Genomic DNA, 15009 nt, shown 5'->3' on the forward strand with positions numbered 1-15009 from the left:
GCGCAGGCGGCGTCGGAACCGGCGGCTTGGGCGCGGGCGGCGTCGGCGGCGGCGGCGTGGGCTTGGGTTCAGGCGGCGTCGGCGCGGGCGGAACCTCGACCGGCGCGGTGGCCCCGTCCTCGGGCGAGGGCTCGGGCTGCGGGTTGTCGGCCGGGGCGGCGGCGACCACCATCTCCGACACGATCGACACCGGCACCGAATTCACCAGCGGCTTGAGCTCGTCCTGTTTCGACCACGACACCAGGGCGAGCGCCACCACGCCGGCGTGCAGCGCGAGGGAGCCCAGGATAGCCGGTGACGGACGACGCAAGGGCTCAGCCCTCCGCCGCGTCGTCGGCGGCCGTGTCGGTGATCAGGTTCAGCTTGGTGAAGCCCGAGGCCGACAGGCGCGCCATCACGCGGGCCACGGCCTGATAGGGGGCCCGGCCGTCGGCGCGGATGAAGACCGGCTTGTCGCGCGCCTTGTCGCCGCCCTCTTCGGCCACGCGAAGCGCCAGCGCCTCCCAGCGGACTTCGCTCTCGCCGATGAAGATGGCGCCGTTCTGGTCGATCGAGACCGTGATCGGCTTGTCGGTCGTCTCGACGGCGCTGGCCTCGGTCTTGGGCAGTTCCACCGGCACGCCGACGGTCAGCAGCGGCGCCGAGATCATGAAGATGATCAGCAGCACCAGCATGACGTCGACCAGCGGCGTGACGTTGATTTCGCTTAAGGGACGCTTGCGCGCGCGGCGTCGACCACGCCCGCCGCCCGAGCCGCCTCCTCCTCCACCCATGGCCATGGGTCAGACGCTCCGACGCAGGTTCAGCTCGGCCGAAGGAGGCGGCGGCGGCGGCGGCGGGGCCGAGGGCGCGCCCAGACGCCGGGCGATGGCCGATTGCAGGTCGTCGGCGAAGGCTTCCAGACGGCCCGTGAACTTGCCCGCCGTCACCGAGAAGGCGTTGAAGGCGATATAGGCCGGGATGGCCGCCGCCAGACCGATGGCCGTGGCGAACAGGGCCTCGGCGATGGCCGGGGCCACGGTCGTCAGATTGGTGTTGCCCGCCGCGGCGATGCGGTCGAACGCGTTCATGATGCCCCAGACCGTGCCGAACAGGCCGATGAAGGGCGAGGCGGTGGCGACCACCGACAGCACGCCCAGGCCGTTCTCGATCTTCTGGCTCTCGCGCGCGATCACCGAATCCAACCCCCGGTCGATGCGGGCGATCAGCATGTTGCCCTGCGTGTCCGTCATGGCCCCGCGCGTCCGCGCTTCGCGCCAGTCCTGCAGCGTCAGCACCAGCATGCGCGGCAGGGGATCGGCGGGCTGGGCCCCCGCTTGCGCGGCGACGTCTTCCAGCGAGCGGCCGCTCTCGACCTGTTTCTCGAACTCGCTCGCCCGGGCGTTCATGCGGGCGAAGCGCACAGCCTTGTCGATGATGATGGTCCAGGACCAGACCGAGGCCACGGCCAGGCCGATCATCACCGTCTTCACCACCCAGTCGGCGGTCGCGAACAGCGCGATGGGATTCAGCATGGAGGCGTCGGCGGGCGGGATCATACAGCGTCCTTGGGTCAGTCCGGGTCGTCCGCCTCTATCCAGCGGGCGGACGTGGCGGTTTCATGGCGGCGGTCTAGCGGTCGTCGCGCCCCGCGTCACGGGGGCGATGTCTGACAACCTCGTTATTGCGAAGCTTGAGCATTCGTCCTTCTCCCCTTGAGGGAGAAGTTCACTCGACCGGCTCCGCCTCGCCGCCCTGCACCATCCGCGTCACGGCCATGTCGGCGGTGACGTTGCCCAGGGTGCGGAAGATGTCGGGGATGACCTCGACCGCCAGCAGCAGGGGCAGCATTTCCAGCGGCACCCCCATGGCGATGCAGATGGGGGCGATGGAGGCGAAAAAGCTCACCTGACCCGGCAGGCCGACCGTGCCGATGCTGATCAGCATGGCCGTCAGCATGGCGGCGACCAGTTGGCCCATCGACGGCTCGATGCCGAACAGATGGGCGCAATAGATGGCCACCCCCAGGTTGGCGACCGGGCTGGTGACGCGGAACACCGCCACCGCCAGCGGCAGGACCAGCCCCGCCGTGGCGCGCGGCACGCCCAGCATGTCGACCGAGCGCTCTACCATGACCGGCAGGCTGGCCAGCGACGACTGGGTCGAGAAGGCCACGACCTGCGCCGGGGCCGCCGCCCGCGCGAACCGGCTCAGGCTCACCCGCCCGAAGATCACCGCCAGCGGATAGAACAGCAGGCCGACGCCGATGCAGGCGATGGAGATGATCGCCACATAGTGCAGCAGCACCCCCGCCGCGCTGGCCCCCGCCGTCAGGCCCACGCCCAGCGACAGGGCGAAAACCCCCAGCGGCGCCGCCATCAGCACCCAGCGGACGATGACGATCATCGTCTCGCCCACCGCCTCGAAGAAGGTGACCAGCGGCAGGCGCAGCCGCTCGGGCAGGCGCGAAGCCGCGAAGCCGAAGAAGACGGCGAAGACCACGATGCCCAGGATGGCGTCCTCGGCCGCCGCCCGGATCGGGTTGGACGGGGCGATGGTCTTCAGGAACTCGCTGAAGGGAGCCGCCGCACCGATGCCCGCCGGCGCCGCCGGATGCCCGGCCAGCAGCAGACGCGCGCCCTCGGGGTCGATGGGCCAGAGGGCGTGCAGCCCATAGGCCGCGCCGACCGCATAAAGGGTGGAGCCCAGGATCAGCACACCGAACAGCAGCATGGCCTTCAGCGCCAGCCGCCCGGTCCGCGCCGCGTCGGCGATGGAGGCGATCCCCGTCACCAGCAGCGAGAAGACCAGCGGGATGATCGTCATCCTCAGGGCGTTCAGCCAAAGCTGGCCCAGGGCGGCGATGAAGTCCGCCGTGCCGTGGCCGCCGGGCAGGCCCCAGGCCTGCGCCGCCGCGCCCGCTGCCAGCCCCAGGGCCAGCGCCAGCAAAACCTGGGCGCTCAGCGACGCCAGAAAGGATCGAGCCATTTTCATAATGGCCACGCTAGCAGCGCCCGCGAAACGCGCCAGCCGCTTTCTGCATCCGCCCCGAACGCAGAAAGGGCGGCGAACCGAAGTCCGCCGCCCTCTCCTCAACCTGAAATCAGGTCAGGCTTAGAAGGACTTCGTGAGGTTCACGAAGGCCGTGCGGCCCAGGTAGTCGTAGCCCGAGTACAGCGGGGCGTTGCCGACCCGGTTGTACACGCCAGCCGAGATCACCGGCGGGTTTTCGTTCAGCAGGTTGCGAACGCCGGCCGTGACCGTCCAGCCGTCGGCCCGGTATTGGACCGAGGCGTTGTGCTGGAAGTAGTCGCCGACTTCGAGGTCGTACTGGCTCGTGGTCGGGTTTTCTTCATAGTAGGCGTAGCTGTCCGTGCCCTTGATCCACTCGACGCCGTAGCGCACGCGCCATTGGTCCCAAGCGTAGGACACATCAGCCGTCCCGGTGAATTCCGGGTTGTTGACCATGCCCTTGACGTCTTCCAGCGGGTCCTCTGCGAACAGCTTGCTCGAGACTTCCGTGTACTGGGTGACGCCCAGGTTGAACAGCGCGGTGCCCGGACCGACGTCCTTGCGGTAACGCAGGGTGTAGTCGAGGCCCTTCACGTTGTCGGTGGCCAGGTTCACGTAGCTGTCGTGGACGGTCAGGGCGTTGTTGGCCTTGTCGCGTTCGATCAGACGGCAGAAGCCGGTGTCGGCGGCGAAATCGCCCGGGTTGGAGTCGTAGCAACGGGTCAGGATTTCGCCTGCGCCGGTGCGCGACACGCCGTTTTCGACTTCGATCTCGTAGTAGTCGACGGCGAAGGCCAGATCGCCCCAGCCCGACGGCAGCGGCGGCTGAAGCACCAGGCCGATCGTCATGTTGGTCGAGGTTTCAGCCGCCAGGCCGGCGTCGGCGCCGCCCGCGGTGATGACCTTGACGCTGGTGGTCGACTGGAAGTCGCCCGCCAGACCTTCGGCCGTGCAGTTGGCGACGCGGTTCGGGTTCACGCCCGGCGCGCCGTAGTTGTTGCAGCGGTCGTTGGTGTTCGACAGGAAGCCGGTCGTGGCGCCGACGAACTGCTCGAACAGCGCCGGAGCGCGATACGAGGTGCCGTAGGTGCCGCGCAGCGTCACCCAGTCGATCGGACGATAGACCAGGCCGATCTTGTAGGTCGTGTCGTCGCCGTACGAGTCGTAGTCCGTGTAACGGAACGAACCGTTCAGCGTCAGTTCCTTGGCGAACGGGGCGTCGCGCAGCAGCGGCGCTTCGATTTCACCGAAGGCTTCCCACACCGCGTCCGAACCGCGGGTGATGGCCGAGGTCGAGTAGTTGTAGGTGTTGCCCGTCTGCGAATCGAGGCCCGGGACGTCGTTGATTTCCGACTTGCGGTACTCGGCGCCGAAGAAGCCCATGACCTTGCCGGCCGGCAGGTCGAACAGCGGGCCGTCGATGCCGAAGCTGGCGACGGTTTCGGTGAACTCGGTGATGCCCTTGACCGGACGGAAGACGTAGTCGACCCAGTCCTTCGGCAGCACGCCGGCGATGGTCTGCGTGCTCAGAGCCGGCGCCGCGACGCAGCCCGGGTTCGAGGCCAGTTGAGCGCACTGGAACTTGCCCGGTGCGGTCTGGACGACGTCCAGGCTCTCGATCAGGCGGTTCGTCAGGAACTGCTCGCTGGTGTATTCCGAACGCGAACGCGAATAGCTGAGCGAGGCGTCATAGCGCCATTCCGGAATGAAGAAGTCGCCCTTCACGCCCGCGACGTAGCGGCTGAAGTTCACTTCCTGTTGGGAATGGTCGTTGCCGAAGCCGATGAAGGCGCGGACGCCGACGTCCTGTTTCTTGTTCAGGCCCTGGTCGGCGAAGGCGGTGCTTCCGGCCAGGCTGGACGGGATCAGCGGGCTGCCCTTGGCGTAGTCGAGCGCCAATTGCTTGTAGCCGGTCTGCGACGACTTGCGCTGGTTGAACAGGACTTCGCCATAGACTTCGGCGTTGCCCAGGGCGTTCAGCTGATAGCCGCCTTCACCGTAGATGGTGTTGATCTCGACCGGCGAGATCAGCGACTTGTTCAGCATCCGGTCTTCGAAGGTGTCGCGGACGTTGATGTTGTTGGTGCCGCCGCCGACGCCTTCAAAGCCGACCAGGCCCGTCGTGACGCCTGCGTTCGGACGCCAGCGGTTGAAGGTGGTGCCGGTGGCGCCAGCCGCAGCGACGCCGGCCAGGCTGTTGGTGCCGATCGTGTTGATCGTCACGCCGTTCGAGCCGGTCGTGGTCAGCGGATAGCACTTCGACTGGCCGGTCAGCGGGTCGATGTAGTCCTTGTTGTTGCGGAAGCCATCGGTCTGGCAACGCGTGAACTCACGGTCGCGCAGGGTCAGCTCGTCGCGCTCGTAGCGCTCCAGCGAGCCGGCGGCGCGCCAGCGGTCGCCACGGGCGCCGGCCGTCAGCGAATAGCGGCTCGAACCGCCGGCGCCGTTGGCTTCCAGCGGCTCGTTGCGCTGGGCTTCAAAGGTCAGGCCCTCGAAATTCTTGCGGGTCTGGATGTTGACCACGCCGGCCACGGCGTCCGAGCCGTACACCGACGAAGCGCCGTCGCGCAGGACTTCGACGCGGTCGATCATGGCCGTCGGCAGCACGTTCAGGTCGGCTGCGCCGACGGAACCGCGCGAACCGGCGGGCGAAACGCGACGGCCGTTCAGCAGCACCAGGGTGCGGCTCGGGCCCATGCCGCGCAGACCGATGGTGTTGGCGCCGGGGCCGCCGTTGGTGACGTAGCCGCCGTAGGAGTTGTTGATCTGGGCGGTGCCGCCCGTGACGGCGGTGCTCTGCAGGGCTTCCGTGGTCGAGGCGAAGCCTTGCAGCGTCGCTTCTTCGCGCGTCACGACCTGGGTCGGCGACGGGGCGTTGAAGTTGTCGCGGCGAATGCGCGAGCCGACGACGACGATTTCATCGACGGAAGTGGTTTCCTGGGCGGTATTCGTTGCGTCCTGAGCGAACGCGGCTCCCGGAGCGAGCAGGGTCAGCGACAGGGCGGCAGCGCCAGCCACCATCGTCGTGCCCAGCAGGTAGTCTTTACGAGTGCTCATATGCCTCTATTTACCTGTGAATATTGAACAGCAAATACGGCGTTACGTGAACACCGCTTCGTATACCAATGTTCGACTCTACGTTTCTTGGTTGCCCTAACGGCTATGGAAAGCGTCACACAAGGGCAACAGATATCTTTCCGAAAAGCGACGTTCGGCGGAAAGATGCGTCATTTTTGACGCCAAGGAACCGATTTTGAACCACAATTCGACCATTTATGGCTATATTTAGCCAAACTTGGCCCGGATTGCGGCGTCATTCGGCCGGAATATGGCCAAGCTGGAGCCGTACGGCGGCGAAGAAGCGGCCCTCGCCGTCGCCGCGCCGCAATCCACGCCCTATGGCGTCAGCCCCCCGCGCGCACTACCTTGGCGTTCATGGCTCGTTCTCCTTCGAAACCGTCCAAGCCCGTCCACGTGCCGGGGCAAAACCCCGGCGTTCAGGAGATGGCCGCGCCCTTCCTGCACGACGCCCCGCGCGCCAAGGCGGCCAGGGGCAAGGCGGCGAAGGAGCCCATGTTCGCGCCGGTCGTCGGCCCGCGCCTGACGCCGGAGGAGCCGCCGGCCGCGCCGGGCGACTGGGTCCCTCACCGCCCCTCGCGCGAAGGCAAGAAGAAGGGCGTCCCTTTCCGGCTGGAGACCAAATACACCCCCGCCGGGGACCAGCCCGCCGCCATCAAGGAACTGGTCGCCACCGCCGCGACCGGCGAGCGGGATCAGGTGCTGCTGGGCGTCACCGGCTCCGGCAAGACCTTCACCATGGCCAAGGTCATCGAACAGACCCAGCGCCCGGCGCTGATCCTCGCCCCCAACAAGACCCTCGCCGCCCAGCTCTATTCCGAGTTCAAGAGCTTCTTCCCCGACAACGCGGTCGAGTATTTCGTCAGCTACTACGACTACTATCAGCCCGAGGCCTACGTCCCGCGCACCGACACCTACATCGAGAAGGACTCGTCGATTAACGAGCAGATCGACCGGATGCGCCACTCGGCCACCCGCGCGATCCTGGAGCGCGACGACGTCATCGTGGTCGCCTCGGTCTCCTGCATCTACGGCATCGGCTCGGTCGAGACCTACACCGCCATGACCTTCTCCCTGAAGGTCGGCGACCAGATCGACGAGGCCAAGCTGCGCGCCGACCTGATCGCCCTGCAGTACAAGCGCAACGACCTCAACTTCGAGCGCGGCATGTTCCGCAAGCGCGGCGACGTGCTGGAGATCTTCCCCGTCCACATGGAGGACCGCGCCTGGCGCATCCAGCTGTTCGGCGACGACCTGGAGTCGATCCAGGAGTTCGACCCCCTGACCGGCAAGAAGACCGCCGACCTGGAAGAAGTCACCGTCTATGCCGCCAGTCACTACGTCACCCCGCGCCCGTCGCTGAACCAGGCCATCACCGGGATCAAGGACGAGTTGAAGGAGACGCTCGCCTGGATGAACGAGAACGGCAAGCTGCTGGAGGCCCAGCGCCTCGAACAGCGCGTCCGCTTCGATCTGGAGATGATGGAGGCCACCGGCGCCTGCGCCGGCATCGAGAACTACAGCCGCTGGCTGACCGGCCGCGCGCCGGGCGAGCCGCCGCCCACCTTCTTCGAATACATCCCCGACAACGCCCTGCTGTTCGTGGACGAGAGCCACGTCACCATCGGCCAGATCAACGGCATGTTCCGGGGCGACTACCGCCGCAAGTCGACCCTGGCCGAATACGGCTTCCGCCTGCCCTCCTGCATCGACAATAGACCTCTGAAGTTCGACGAGTGGGACGCCATGCGGCCCCAGACGGTCCACGTCTCCGCCACCCCCGGCCCCTGGGAGATGGAGCGCACCGGCGGCGTCTTCGTCGAACAGGTCATCCGCCCCACCGGCCTGATCGACCCCCCGGTCGAGATCCGCCCGGTCTCAGGCCAGACCCGCAACCAGGTCGACGACGTCATCGACGAGGTCAAGGCCGTGGCGCGCCAGGGCTACCGCAGCCTGGTCACCGTCCTGACCAAGAAGATGGCCGAGGACCTGACCGAATACATGCACGAGCAAGGGGTTCGCGTCCGCTACATGCACTCCGATGTCGACACCCTGGAACGCATCGAGATCCTGCGCGACCTGCGCCTGGGCGCCTTCGACGTCCTGATCGGCATCAACCTGCTGCGCGAGGGCCTCGACATCCCCGAGTGCGGCCTGGTCGCCATCCTCGACGCCGACAAGGAGGGCTTCCTGCGCTCGGAAACCTCCCTGATCCAGACCATCGGCCGCGCCGCCCGCAACGTCGACGGCCGCGTCATCCTCTACGCCGACCGCATGACCGGCTCGATGGAACGCGCCATCGCCGAGACCAATCGCCGTCGCGAACGTCAGGAAGCCTACAACCTCGAACACGGCATCACGCCCGAGAGCGTCAAGCGCGACATCAAGGAAATCCTCGACAGCCCCTATGAGTCCCGCGAGATGGACCGCCTGACCCGCCCCGGCGTGGCCGAAGCCTCCAAACCCTTCGTCGGCTCCAACTTCCAGGCCGCCCTCAAGGACATGGAAGGCCGCATGCGCACCGCCGCCGCCAACCTCGAGTTCGAAGACGCCGCCCGCCTCCGCGACGAGATCAAGAAGATGAAGCTCCTCGACCTCGAATTCGCCAACGAAGCCCTCACCGGCGCCGGCGAAGACGTCGACAAATCAGCCCCGAAGCGCTGGCGCGCGGAAGCGGCGGCCGAGAAGGCCGAGGCGTTCAGGAAGGGACGGTAGGCTTTCCTTCTCCCCTTGCGGGTGGAGGAAGCTCGCATCGCGAGCTGACGACGGGTGGCAGCCGGAGGCTGACGGATGAGGGGTCGCGCGACGCCTGCCGACGACCGGCCTTCATCCAACGTCGAGAAACCCCTCATCCGCCCCTGCGGGGCGCCTTCTCCCGCAAGGGAGAAGGGCACAACACGCCAACCTCCCCGTCCCAATCCCCACGATTTCCCGCCCTTACCCCTCCGCCATCCCCTTTCAACTCGCCCTACCTTCCGCCCATGCCATCCTGCCTTCGTTCCGTCGCATGGAGGGCTCGTGAGGCCTGCGACCTTGCGGGCGGCGGGAGCGGATGGAGCGGGGTCCTTGTCGGGCTGCGCGGCGTCCGTCGCGGTCTCCGGTCAAGGGCGCTGAGCCCAGCGGACAGGTCGCGGCGGGTTCTGGCGCGCGGTTCACAGATGCAGCGGACGGAGTAAGGGCGAACGCCTGAACCTTCGCCCCGTGGTCTCAAGTAGCCCGCAAGGGCGATAGACCACACATCAAGACAAGGAGCCGACGGGACCTAGCGACGGGGCGTTCGACCCGTCCGTCATAGAGGTTCCGGTCAGGGTCGCGGGGGTTACGCGGACCGTTCCAGGAGGCCTGTCGCAAGCAGGCCCCTGCCCGCCGCGGGCGCCGGGGGTAGCCGTGAACACCGGCGCCTGCCCCGAGCTCGTGGAAGCCCGTCCGCGCGGAGCGCTGAGTCTACGTCGAAACGGTACACACACATCACACTCCGGGCGTCGGCCCGGCGCTCCGCCCAGCCCTCCCTTCCACCGCCCGCTGAAAAGCGCGGCGGCGAAACGCGTGCGCCCTTCTCCCCTTGGGGAGAAGGTGGGCGCCGGAGGCGCTCGGATGAGGGGGAGCTTTCCGCGCCCTCGACGCCGACCGTCCGTTCGCCGCCGCCCGCCCCCTCATCCGTCAGGCGACGCCTGACACCTTCTCCCCCGAGGGGAGAAGACTATTGGAGCAGACATGGCCCCTCCCCGACCGCCGCGCACCCGGCCCGTCCCTCACCCTGATGACGAGCCGGACATGCATCCGGCCGAACTGCGCCGGCTGGAGAAGGAATTCTTCGCCCGCGTCGATCATCTGGTCGCCGTCTTTCAGCGCAAGCACGAGGCCAGCGAGCGCCAGAAGCAGGCGCCGCCCGAACCGCCCCTCAACCCCAACGCCTGAGGCTTGGGCGCCACAGGGGCAGGAAACCACGCCCCCCTCATATGAATATGGGGAACGGCGCAGAAATTGCGGCATTGTCGTGTCGAAGGGTGCATCATGTCGAAATCGAACAGTCCAGAATCCGACGACCGTCCCAACCTGCGGATCGTCTCCTCCCCCGAGGCCGAGGTCTATGACCTGATGCGTGCGCCAGAGACCACCGCTGAACGCGTCAAGCGCCTGCAAGCCGAGGCGCGCGCCCTGGCCCTCGAACAGGTCGAGGCTCTGGAAGAAGTGCTGCTGAAAGCCTCCGAGATGGCCAAGGACATCGCCGAGGGCGGCGAGGCCTACCCCGTCGGCGCCCGCGAACTGGCCCACCGTCTGGTCATGGACCTGCCCGCCAAGGCCGAAACCATGAAGGCCATCATCGCCAAGAGCCATCCATAATTCTTAGGGCGCTATCGCTCGCGACGCGGTCGCTCGCTGCTTGAGCGCGCGAAGCGCCCTTTCCTTCGCCGTCATCCCGGCCGAAGCGTCAGCGGAGAGCCGGTACCGCCTGACGCCGCCGTCAGCGGGTCGGTCAGCCGACGACGTCGGAATATTCCGGATGCCGCTTCAGCCACACGACTGCATAGCTGCAGATCGGCTCCAGCTTCAGCCCCTCGGCCCGCGCGTGCTCGGCCAGGGACTGCATGAAGGTCGACGCCGCGCCCGTGCCGCGCAGCGCCGGCGCCGCCTCGACGTGCAGGATGACCCGCGTCTTGCCGCGCGCGACATATTCGGCCCAGACGCGACGGGTCTCGCCGTCGGCGTCTGGGAAGTCCTGATGGAAGCGGCGGGCGGCGGCGTGGTCCTTGAACTCGGTCATGAGCCTAGGCCGGACGGTCGTTCAGCAGGGCCAGCAGCCCCAGAACGCTCTTCACCGTGAACCAGATCGACACCAGCACCAGCAGGCAACCGAACAGGATCAGGAAAGGAATGCCGATCAGAAAGGCCGAGGCCACGGCGCTGATGGCGATCAGCACCCACAGCGCCGCGCTGATCCAGAAGACAGACCAGAACAGCCTGATCTGCGCCTCGACGTGCTGGGCCGCCAGCCCCGTCGCCGCGCCGCGATTGATATAGGCCAGCCCCAGCCCGACCAGCACCAGCACGTTGGCGCTGGGGATCGACAGAATATAGAGGATCCACGCCACGATCGCGCCATCGCGCCCCGCAACGGGCTGAACCGAGGTTCCGTTCGGGTCGGTCATGGGCGCAGGCCTTTCAGTAGAAGAGGCGGTGAGGATGGCGGATCGGTCGGCCTTCCAGCAGGTCCTTCAGCCCAATGGCGCCGCGCACGATGGTCCACACCGCCATGACGAACAGCACGAAGACGCCGACATTGATGGCGATCAGCAGGACCCCGGCGATGATCGAGGCCACCGCCGCCATCAGCGTCCGCTGCTGGAAGATGAAATGGCTGCGCGCCAGGGGATCGCTCGGCGGCGCCTGGCGCCAGAGCCGCAGCAGGCCGATCATCGCCGCCACGCCGAAGGTCGGCACGGTGAACAGGATCAGGGCGTATCCGGCGTAAAGCCCCGCCAGGTCGTCCGACGCCCCCGCGCCGTTGCTGATGTCATCGCGGGACTGGATCATCGAAACCTCTTGCAAGGCGCAACAATGGCGGGACGCGCGGCCCCGCGCAACCGAACTTAGCGGGCGCCGGTCGTTAGCGGGAGTATGCGACTTCGCAGCCCGCCGCCGCCGCGCCGGGAATGGCGCCGGGCTTTTCGACCCGCACCTTGACCGCCAGGACGCGCCCGTCCTCGAGACAGGCTAGGGCCACCCGTTCGGCGAAGGTCTCGACCAGGGCGATATGCTCGCCCCCGGCCAGTTCCCGCGCGATCCGGGCCACGCCCTCGTAATCCAGCGTATCGGACAAGCGATTGATCGGCCCGGCCCCCAAGTCCAGATCGACGTCGACCGTCAGGGGCTGCAACCGGCCGTGCTCATGGGCGTGAACCCCGATGGCGGCCTGAACCTCCAGACCGCGCACCAGCACGGTCAGGCCCAGACGGCGCGGCTCGGACGACGGCAGGGGGGCGATGACGGCGCTCACGACCAGGTCTCCGGCGGCAGGATGTCGTTGATGCTGAAATCGGCCCGATCGCACCAGTCGCCCAGCTTCCACGCCCGCTCGGCCTCGGTCAGGCCCCGCGTCAGGACGGTGTTGGTCGGCGTCTCCTCGATGGCCAGTTCGGCCAGTCGGAAGGGCAGGCCCTCAGCGGCGAGGATGGCTTCCAGCTTGCGCCACAGGGCGATGACCAGGGCCTCGGTCGTCGGGTCGCCGTCGACGGTCAGGACCTGGTTCAGCCGCTGCGGCTCATGCGCCTGGAACCAGGCCAGCAGCGGGTCGGCGCGGTTCAGCTGGAAGGCGTGGTCCAGGCTGCGGTCGACGAAGCCGTGCCAGCGCCGCTTCAACTGCTCGAACGAGGCGGCGTGGTTCGAGACCCCGAAGGCGATCTCGGCCATCGGCTCCAGCGTCACCTTGACGAACTCATTGTGCCCGTGCGGCACGGCGCACTTCGACCCCGCATCGGCGATCAGCCGGTGCGCCATCGAGAAGCGGCGGGTGAACTGGACGGCAGGCATCAGGGGCAAGGGTTCCGAAAACGCGGGCGCTCCATATAGGCGCCGCGAAAGGTTCGCGCATCAACACCCTGACGACGGCGATGTAAAGGCGCGTCCAAGAACGGCGTCAGGGCCAGCCTCAGGGAAGAGGAATTCCGTCAAAGGCGACGTCGCGCCCCCGGCCGATCAGGCTCTCGCCCCCGTCGATGGTCAGGTTCTGCCCCGTCAGGCTGGGCGTCTCGAGGATGAAGCGCACGGTGCGGGCCACATCCTCCAGCGACGCGCCGCGCCCCAGCGGGGTATCGCGCCATGCCGCTTCGTACTCGGCCTCGGTCTGCTCGCCGCTGCGCAGGATCAGGCCGGGCGAGACGCCGCACAGCCGGATGCGGGGGGCCAGGCCCATGGCCAGTGTCCGCGTCAGCCCCGCCAGACCGACCTTGCCGGCCGTATAGGCGAAGAAGTCCGGGTTCGGACTGTCGACCTTGTGATCCAGGATATTGACCACCACGCCCTCGCCTCCCTGAGCCTCAACGGCGGCGGCGAAGTCGCGGATCAGGAAGACCGGGGCGGTCAGGTTGGACGCCAGATGCGCCGCCCACGACGCCTCGGTCAGGGTCGGCAAGGTATCGTAACGAAACAGGGAGGCGTTGTTGATCAGGGCGTCGATCCGCCCGAAGTGGCCGATCACCCGACCGATCAGGCCGTCGCGGTCCGCCGCCTCGTTCAGGTCCGCCTGAAAGGCCGCGGCGCGCACGCCCTTGGCGGTCAGTTCGTCCACGAGGGCGGCGGCGTCATCCGCCCCGCCGCGATGGTGGACGGCCACGTGCCAACCCGCCTCGGCCAGCGCCCGCGCCAGTCCGGCGCCCACGCGTCGCGCCGCGCCGGTGATCAGCACCACCCTGTCGGCGGCGTTGCTCACTCAGTTCGACCTGCGGCGGAAGATTTCCACGCCCGCGCCGGCGGCTTCGGGGAAGATGTCGGGCTTGACGATCCGCACCCGGCAGGCCTCGACCGGCGGCAGGTCCAGACAGACGCCGATCAGGTCCTCGACCAGGGTTTCCAACAGCTCGACATGATCGCGCCCGCGCCATCCGGCCACATGGTCGCGCACCCGGTCGTAGTCGATGAAACCCCCGTCCGGCAAAGGCCAGCGGGCGAACATCTCGACATTGACGATCAACCGCGTGGGGCGCTCAGGGTGCCGCTCCCACGGGTGCAGGCCGATGCGCACATCGACCGCCACGTCCGACAGAAGGACGCGGACATGGTCCCCGGCGGTGCGCCAGTCGAACCCGCCCGCGCCCATCCCGCTGTCGGGCGCGGTTTCAGTCAACCGAACCGAACTCGTAGAAGTTCACGGCGGCGATGACGGCGATGAAGACGAAGATGATGGCGATGGCCAGCATGGGAAGGCTCCTGTTCAAAGGTCCGAATAGAGGCACAGACGCGACTGTTCAAGCCGCTGTCGCCCGGCCTATCGTCGGCGCATGACCACCTGGCGCACGCGAATCGAGCCCTTCACCCGTCCGCTCTTCTTCGCCTGGTCGCGGATGAACCGGGGCATGACCCTGGGCGTGCGCGGCGTGGCGGTGGACGACGAGGGTCGGGTGCTGCTGGTCAAGCACACCTATCTGCACGGCTGGTGGCTGCCGGGCGGCGGGGTGGACCGGGGCGAGACCACCCACGCCGCAGTGATCCGCGAACTGCGCGAAGAGGCCGGACTGATCGCACGCGGCGAACCGCGCCTGATCTCGGTCCACTCCAATGAACGCTTCTTTCCCGGCGACCACGTCCTCGTCTTCCGCATCGAGAGCTTCGAGCTGACCGAACGCACCAGCCACGGCGAGATCGCCGAGATCGGCTGGTTTCCTCCCGAGGCCCTGCCCGCCGACACCCATCGCGGCAGCCGCGACCGGCTGGCCGAGATCTTCGGCGGCGCGTCCTCAGATCCGAACTGGTAGAGCCGCAGCATGCAGATTCCGATCCTTGTCTTTCTGACCATGCTCCTGGCGGGCGCCGCCACGGCCCTGCAGGGTCCGACCAACGCCAAGCTGGTCACAGCGGTCGGGTCGCCGCTGAACGCAGCCTTCATCTCCTTCGCGGTTGGCACGGTGGCGCTGGGCTGCCTGGCCCTGGCGATGCAGACCCGGCCCGACGTCGGCGCGATGAAGGCCCTGCCGTGGTGGGCCTGGATGGGCGGGCTGTACGGCTGCGCCTTCGTCATTTCCGCCGCCTGGGGCGTGCCGCGCCTCGGCGTGGCCACGACCATCACCCTGATGGTCGCGGGACAGTTGGCGCTCAGTCTGGTGGTCGACCATTTCGGCGCCCTGGGCGTTGCGAAACAGCCGCTGAGCCTGGGCCGGATCGCCGGGGTCGCCCTGGTGATCGGCGGCGTGGTTCTGGTTCGCCGGTCGTGAGCCTATATCCCGC

At 67.7% G+C, this 15009-nt stretch carries 16 protein-coding genes and 1 pseudogene; 5 read left to right on the forward strand and 12 right to left on the reverse strand.

Annotated features, from left to right (window positions below; genetic code table 11):
* The 5 genes and pseudogenes from AB4Y68_RS05160 to AB4Y68_RS05180 form a co-directional block, all read right to left on the reverse strand.
* Positions 1-310, reverse strand: a pseudogene (locus tag AB4Y68_RS05160) (energy transducer TonB); the annotation flags it as partial.
* A gap of 4 nt (positions 311-314) precedes the next feature.
* Positions 315-779: an ExbD/TolR family protein gene (locus AB4Y68_RS05165; RefSeq protein WP_441454441.1), complete on the reverse strand. Its 465-nt coding sequence runs from the start codon at positions 777-779 to the stop codon at positions 315-317.
* 3 nt (positions 780-782) lie between these two features.
* Positions 783-1538, reverse strand: coding sequence for a protein TolQ (gene tolQ / locus AB4Y68_RS05170; RefSeq protein WP_441454442.1), 756 nt, complete (start codon positions 1536-1538; stop codon positions 783-785).
* 169 nt (positions 1539-1707) lie between these two features.
* On the reverse strand, positions 1708-2967 hold the full coding sequence (locus AB4Y68_RS05175) for a dicarboxylate/amino acid:cation symporter (RefSeq protein ID WP_441454443.1): 1260 nt from the start codon (positions 2965-2967) through the stop codon (positions 1708-1710).
* Between the two features lie 126 nt (positions 2968-3093).
* Positions 3094-6048: a TonB-dependent receptor plug domain-containing protein gene (locus AB4Y68_RS05180; RefSeq protein WP_441454444.1), complete on the reverse strand. Its 2955-nt coding sequence runs from the start codon at positions 6046-6048 to the stop codon at positions 3094-3096.
* A gap of 516 nt (positions 6049-6564) precedes the next feature.
* Here AB4Y68_RS05180 and uvrB point away from each other — a divergent pair.
* The 3 genes from uvrB (at position 6565) to AB4Y68_RS05195 (ending at position 10413) form a co-directional block, all read left to right on the forward strand.
* Positions 6565-8784 (forward strand): excinuclease ABC subunit UvrB, encoded by a 2220-nt coding sequence (uvrB, locus tag AB4Y68_RS05185; RefSeq protein ID WP_441454751.1) that lies wholly within the window; start codon positions 6565-6567, stop codon positions 8782-8784.
* A 999-nt stretch (positions 8785-9783) separates the two neighbouring features.
* Positions 9784-9987 (forward strand): hypothetical protein, encoded by a 204-nt coding sequence (locus AB4Y68_RS05190; RefSeq protein WP_441454445.1) that lies wholly within the window; start codon positions 9784-9786, stop codon positions 9985-9987.
* Between the two features lie 96 nt (positions 9988-10083).
* Entirely contained in the window at positions 10084-10413 is a 330-nt protein-coding gene (locus AB4Y68_RS05195; protein WP_441454446.1) for a hypothetical protein, read from the forward strand.
* 133 nt (positions 10414-10546) lie between these two features.
* On the opposite strand, the gene AB4Y68_RS05200 is transcribed toward AB4Y68_RS05195, so the two are convergent.
* From AB4Y68_RS05200 to AB4Y68_RS05230, 7 genes are all read right to left on the reverse strand, one after another.
* Positions 10547-10834, reverse strand: a complete 288-nt coding sequence (locus AB4Y68_RS05200; RefSeq protein WP_441454447.1) for a GNAT family N-acetyltransferase — start codon at positions 10832-10834, stop codon at positions 10547-10549.
* A gap of 4 nt (positions 10835-10838) precedes the next feature.
* Positions 10839-11219 (reverse strand): hypothetical protein, encoded by a 381-nt coding sequence (locus tag AB4Y68_RS05205; RefSeq protein WP_441454448.1) that lies wholly within the window; start codon positions 11217-11219, stop codon positions 10839-10841.
* Positions 11220-11232: 13 nt separating this feature from the next.
* Complete coding sequence (locus tag AB4Y68_RS05210; protein ID WP_441454449.1) at positions 11233-11604, reverse strand: serine/threonine protein kinase; 372 nt, start codon at positions 11602-11604, stop codon at positions 11233-11235.
* A gap of 73 nt (positions 11605-11677) precedes the next feature.
* Positions 11678-12067 carry a dihydroneopterin aldolase gene (gene folB / locus AB4Y68_RS05215; protein ID WP_441454450.1) on the reverse strand — a complete coding sequence of 130 codons (390 nt, stop codon included), beginning with the start codon at positions 12065-12067 and terminating at the stop codon, positions 11678-11680.
* Positions 12064-12600 carry a 6-pyruvoyl trahydropterin synthase family protein gene (locus AB4Y68_RS05220; protein WP_441454752.1) on the reverse strand — a complete coding sequence of 179 codons (537 nt, stop codon included), beginning with the start codon at positions 12598-12600 and terminating at the stop codon, positions 12064-12066. Before AB4Y68_RS05220 ends, folB begins: the two co-directional genes overlap by 4 nt.
* A gap of 118 nt (positions 12601-12718) precedes the next feature.
* Positions 12719-13498, reverse strand: coding sequence for an SDR family oxidoreductase (locus AB4Y68_RS05225; RefSeq protein ID WP_441454451.1), 780 nt, complete (start codon positions 13496-13498; stop codon positions 12719-12721).
* A complete protein-coding gene (locus AB4Y68_RS05230; protein WP_441454452.1) occupies positions 13499-13912 on the reverse strand; it encodes a dihydroneopterin aldolase in 414 nt (137 codons plus the stop codon). It lies immediately after the preceding gene.
* A gap of 154 nt (positions 13913-14066) precedes the next feature.
* Between AB4Y68_RS05230 and AB4Y68_RS05235 the strand changes: the two genes are divergently transcribed.
* Positions 14067-14540, forward strand: a complete 474-nt coding sequence (locus AB4Y68_RS05235; RefSeq protein WP_441454453.1) for an NUDIX domain-containing protein — start codon at positions 14067-14069, stop codon at positions 14538-14540.
* Positions 14541-14549: 9 nt separating this feature from the next.
* On the forward strand, positions 14550-14996 hold the full coding sequence (locus AB4Y68_RS05240) for a DMT family transporter (RefSeq protein ID WP_441454454.1): 447 nt from the start codon (positions 14550-14552) through the stop codon (positions 14994-14996).
* The last annotated feature ends 13 nt before the right edge of the window (positions 14997-15009 follow it).

The sequence above is a fragment of the Brevundimonas sp. 2YAF1 genome, assembly GCF_052114745.1.
Classification (GTDB): domain Bacteria; phylum Pseudomonadota; class Alphaproteobacteria; order Caulobacterales; family Caulobacteraceae; genus Brevundimonas.